Here is a 4569-nt window from a genome sequence, read left to right as displayed (position 1 = left end):
TGGGCGGCGTCGGCCAGGTGATCGGCGCCGTGGTCGGTGGCTTCATCATGGGCGTGATGAACAACGGCATGTCGATCATGGGCGTCAATGTCGACTGGCAGCAGGTGGTCAAGGGCCTGGTGCTGCTCGGCGCCGTCATCTTCGACGTCTACAACAAGAACAAGGCTTAAGGGCCGGAACAAAGTTCAGGAGGCATACGGGTTCCAGATCGCGACGCTGCCGGCAACCCGTCGGCGCCAAGAAGTCCGCACAAGGACCGAGCGCGCGAACGCAATCCGGACGAAGAGTTTCAACCGCGGCGGGGATCGCTCCACGCCGCGCCGGGTAAGGCTTGCCCGCGGGCGGCCGCTAAATGAGAGAGGATTCGAACATGCTGATCTCCCAGATCCTCGACGACGCCGAGACGATCCGCGTCGTCGCCCGCAATGGCGGCGGCAAGACCAGGGTCATCAATGGCGCGCGCAGCGTCTATTCGCTGGCGATGGAGGCCGCGCGCACCGGCATCGGGCTCGAAGCGCTAATCGAGCGCAAGGGCTATGGCGAGACGGTCGATCTCGATGCCGCCTACAAGAGGGGGAGGCTGGTCTCGCCGATCAACCATCCGGACCCGGCGCATCTGCATCTCACCGGCACCGGGCTGACGCATCTCGGCTCCGCGGCGACGCGCGATTCCATGCACAAGAAGCTCAGCGAGGGCGGCGAGCAGGAGCTCACCGATTCCATGAAGATGTTCCGCATGGGGCTCGAAGGCGGCAAGCCGGCCAAAGGCCAGGTCGGCGTGCAGCCGGAATGGTTCTACAAGGGCAACGGCACGATGGCGGTGGCGCCGGGCGCGCCGCTGATGTCGCCGGCCTTCGCGCAGGACGGCGGCGAGGAGCCCGAGATCGCCGGCATCTATGTCATCGGCGATGATGGCGCGCCGTTCCGCGTCGGCTTCACGCTGTCGAACGAGTTCTCCGATCATGTCACCGAGCGGGTGAACTATCTGTTCCTCGCCCATTCCAAGCTGCGCAATGCCTCGTTCGGCCCCGAGATCCTGATCGGCGACCTGCCGGCCGACATCCGCGGCGCATCGCGCATCTGGCGCGACGGCAAGCTGCTCTGGGAAAAGCCGTTCCTGTCGGGCGAGGCGAACATGTCGCACACCATCGCCAATCTCGAGCACCACCACTTCAAATATTCGGCCTTCCGCCAGCCGGGCGACGTGCATGTGCATATGTTCGGCACCGCGACGCTCTCCTTCGCCGACGGCATCAAGACCGAGGCCGGCGACACGTTCGAGATCGAGGCGCCGGATTTCGGGCTTCCGCTGCGCAATCCGCTGGAGATCGAAAATCCGGTGAAGGTGGCGGTGAAGGCGCTGTAGGAAGGGTGATCTCCCCCTCGTGGGGGAGATGGCCGGCAGGCCAGAGGGGGGCGCTGTCCCGCCAGCGTCTCCACTCGTTCAAGCTCAGACCTCGGAAGCCCTCACCTGCCTCAAATACAAAGGCCGCGATCCTTCGCGCTCCCCTCTGCCCTGCCGGGCATCTCCCCCTCCCTCAAGGGGGGAGGTTGGCAGCTCAGCGCGCGGCCCTGAAATGCTTGGAAAGCTTCAGGCCCTGCGCCTGATAGTTCGAGCCGAGATCGGTGCCGTAGAGCGCCTGCGGACGCTTCAGCATGTGCTCGTAGACGAGGCGGCCAACGATCTGGCCGTGGTCGAGGATGAAAGGCACTTCGTGGCTGCGCACTTCGAGCACGGCGCGGCTGCCGCTGCCGCCGGCGGCGGAATGGCCGAAGCCCGGATCGAAGAAGCCGGCATAGTGGACGCGGAACTCGCCGACCAGCGGATCGAAGGGCGTCATCTCGGCGGCATAGAGCGGCGGCACGTGCACCGCTTCGCGGCTGACCAGGATGTAGAATTCGTCAGGGTCGAGCACGATCTCGCCGGCGCCGCTCTTATAGATCGGCTCCCAGAAGTCGACGACATCCTGCGCGGCGCGCTTGTCGACATCGACCAGGCCGGTGTGGTGCTTGCCGCGATAACCGACAAGCCCGTCCTTGTCGCCGTCGAGGTCGATGGAGAGCGCGATGCCGCCGCCGGAAATATTGGGCGGCTCGGTGGCGACCAGCATCTCGGCACGGTGAAGGTCGCGCAGCTGGCTTTCCGAAAGCACGGCATTGCCGATGCGGAAACGGATCTGCGACAGCCGCGAGCCGGCGCGCACGACGATCGGGAAGGTGCGCGGGCTGACTTCGAGATAGAGCGGCCCGTGATAGCCGGCGGCGATCTTGTCGAACTCATGGCCGCGATCGGTCATGACCCGCGTGAAGATGTCGAGGCGGCCGGTCGAGCTCTTCGGATTGGCCGAGGCCGAAACCTCGGCCGGCAATGCCAGGCTTTCCAGCAAAGGCACGATATAGACGCAGCCGGTTTCCAGCACCGCGCCGCCGGTGAGGTCTATCTCGTGAAGCTTCAGCCGTTCGAGCTTGTCGGCGACCAGATGATCGGGCCCCGGCAGAAAGGAGGCGCGCACGCGATAGGCCTTGTCGCCGAGCCTGAGATCGAGGCTGGCCGGCTGGATCTGGTTGGTGTCCAGCGCGCGCGGCGACTTGAGCGCGTTCGCCTCAAACAGCGCCGCGATGTCCTGATCCGGAAGAATGCCTGTCTGCCGCAAAGGCTGGCTCCGTTCACAAGGCCGGGCGAGGACCTAGGCAGGCTCTTGCCGTCCGGCTGGTACAAACCTCTTAATGAAGCCGGCAATTGACGCAAGCGCGGCGCTCATTTAAAGGGTCGTTATCCCGTGGTGATTTGGCCGGTCGGCTTGCAGCCACGTTAAACAAGTCGCTAAAGGACCGTCGAGCCGCAAGGCTATATGGACCGGTTGCGACTTCGCGGCCGGTTTTTTTATGTCTGGAAGCAGGGCTATGAGCACCAAGAAGCGCAACTGGAAACCTCAAACGGCACTCGTGCATGGCGGAACGCTGCGTTCCCAGTACGGCGAGACCGCAGAGGCGATGTATCTCACGCAGGGCTATGTCTATGAGACGGCGCAGGCGGCGGAAGCCCGCTTCAAGGGCGAGGAACCGGGCTTCATCTATTCGCGCTACGCCAACCCGACCGTCGACATGTTCGAAAAGCGCATGTGCGCTCTGGAAGGCGCCGAGGATGCCCGCGCCACCGCCTCCGGCATGGCCGCCGTTTCCGCCGCCCTGCTCTGCAGCGTGAAGGCAGGAGACCACATCGTTGCGGCGCGCGCGTTGTTCGGCTCCTGTCGCTGGGTGGTGGAGACGCTGGCGCCGCGCTACGGCATCCAGGCGACGCTGATCGACGGCACCGACATCGCCAACTGGGAAAAGGCGGTTCGCCCGAACACCAAGCTGTTCTTCCTGGAAAGCCCGACCAATCCGACGCTGGAAGTGGTCGACATCGCCGCGGTCGCCAAGCTCGCCAATTCGATCGGCGCGCGCGTTATCGTCGACAACGTCTTTGCCACGCCGCTGCAGCAGAAGCCGCTGCAGCTCGGCGCTCACATCGTCGTCTATTCGGCGACCAAGCATATTGACGGCCAGGGCCGCTGCCTCGGCGGCGTCATCCTGTCGGACAAGAAATGGATCGACGAAAACCTGCACGACTATTTCCGCCACACCGGCCCCAGCCTGTCGCCCTTCAACGCGTGGACGCTGCTCAAGGGGCTGGAGACGCTCCCGCTGCGCGTGCGCCAGCAGACCGAGAGCGCCGGCAGGATCGCCGATTTCCTGGCCGGCCGGTTGGAGATCGCGCGCGTCATCTATCCCGGCCGCGCCGATCATCCGCAGGCCGATATCGTCAAGAAGCAGATGTCGGGCGGTTCGACATTGATCTGCCTTGACGTCAAGGGCGGCAAGCAGGCGGCCTTCGCCTTCCAGAACGCGCTCGACATCGTGCTGATCTCCAACAATCTCGGCGACGCCAAGAGCCTGATCACCCATCCGGCGACGACGACGCACAAGAACCTGAGTGACGAGGCACGTGCCGAGCTCGGCATCGGCCCCGGCACGCTCAGGCTCTCGGTCGGCCTGGAGGACACCGACGATCTGCTGGAGGACATCGAGCAGGCGCTGAAGGCGGCAAAATAAGCCGGAAAACATCGTGGGAGATCAGGCGATCTCCTCAAGTTCTGTCAGCGCGCGGGTGCGGATGGTCATCTCATTGCCGCGCCATTCGACGGCGCCGCCGAACCAGGCGCGCGCCCAGATGGCCGGCAGCATGGCGTCACGCGCGATCATCGCGGTGACGCTGCGCGGCGACAGGTACCAGCCCTTGGCCAAGGCCAGCAGGCATTCCGGCAGGTAGGCGATCGCCAGCACCCACAAAGCCGTGGTGGACAGGCTGACGCCGGCGCTTGCCGCGGCAACCAGCGCCAGCAGGAGCGGCGCCGCCGCGCCGGTCAGGATCTCTGGCGTGAAGAACAGCGGGAACGTGACCCGGCGCAGCCGCGCCCAGCGCGTCTGTCGCGACCAGATCTCGGCGAAGCTGCGCTGTCCGAGCGGCTGCTCGAAAGGCGAGGCGACGAGATTGACGCGCAGGCCCAGGCCATTGACCAGCTTGGT

4 protein-coding genes, 1 pseudogene and 1 riboswitch are annotated in these 4569 nt (G+C 65.1%); of the genes and pseudogenes, 3 read left to right on the top strand and 2 right to left on the bottom strand.

The features are described from left to right. Both EOA27_RS23580 and araD1 read left to right on the top strand, forming a co-directional pair. Nucleotides 1-170, top strand: a pseudogene (locus tag EOA27_RS23580) (sugar ABC transporter permease); the annotation flags it as partial. A gap of 200 nt (nt 171-370) precedes the next feature. Then, a complete protein-coding gene (gene araD1, locus EOA27_RS23575; RefSeq protein ID WP_126079341.1) occupies nt 371-1366 on the top strand; it encodes an AraD1 family protein in 996 nt (331 codons plus the stop codon). Between the two features lie 193 nt (nt 1367-1559). On the opposite strand, the gene EOA27_RS23570 is transcribed toward araD1, so the two are convergent. Further along, a complete protein-coding gene (locus EOA27_RS23570; protein ID WP_126079342.1) occupies nt 1560-2654 on the bottom strand; it encodes a 2'-deoxycytidine 5'-triphosphate deaminase in 1095 nt (364 codons plus the stop codon). A gap of 116 nt (nt 2655-2770) precedes the next feature. Beyond that, nucleotides 2771-2848, top strand: a riboswitch (SAM riboswitch). A gap of 56 nt (nt 2849-2904) precedes the next feature. Here EOA27_RS23570 and EOA27_RS23565 point away from each other — a divergent pair. Then, a complete protein-coding gene (locus tag EOA27_RS23565; protein WP_126079343.1) occupies nt 2905-4095 on the top strand; it encodes an O-succinylhomoserine sulfhydrylase in 1191 nt (396 codons plus the stop codon). Between the two features lie 21 nt (nt 4096-4116). Here the strand turns inward: EOA27_RS23565 and EOA27_RS23560 are convergent. Further along, nucleotides 4117-4569: glycosyltransferase (locus EOA27_RS23560; RefSeq protein ID WP_281059473.1), on the bottom strand; the 453-nt coding region annotated here is incomplete at its 5' end.

Source organism: Mesorhizobium sp. M2A.F.Ca.ET.037.01.1.1, assembly GCF_003998075.1.
GTDB lineage: Bacteria > Pseudomonadota > Alphaproteobacteria > Rhizobiales > Rhizobiaceae > Mesorhizobium.
Note: the sequence above shows the minus strand (reverse complement) of the source record. Positions and strands in the feature narration are given on the sequence as shown.